At 76.1% G+C, this 251-nt stretch carries 1 pseudogene; it reads left to right on the top strand.

The annotated features are described in order from the left end of the window. A pseudogene (locus KVT14_RS20750) lies at window positions 1–251 on the top strand (proteasome subunit beta); the annotation flags it as partial.

Genomic DNA, 251 nt, shown 5'->3' with positions numbered 1-251 from the left:
CGGTCGTCCCGCTGTTCGCCGGCTTCGACCTCGACCGGGGCGCCGGCCGGATCTCCTCCTACGACGTCACCGGCGGCCGGTACGAGGAGCACCAGCACCACAGCGTCGGCTCCGGCCCCGTGTTCGCCCGCGGCTCCCTCAAGAAGCTCTGGCGGCCCGGGCTCGACGCCGACGACGCCGTGCGGGCCGCCGTCGAGGCCCTCGTCGACGCCGCCGACGACGACTCCGCCACCGGCGGTCCCGACACGTCC

Origin of the sequence: Cellulomonas sp. GbtcB1 (assembly GCF_019091725.1) — a bacterium.
Taxonomy (GTDB): domain Bacteria; phylum Actinomycetota; class Actinomycetes; order Actinomycetales; family Cellulomonadaceae; genus Cellulomonas.
This window is presented reverse-complemented; position numbering and strand designations above follow the sequence as displayed.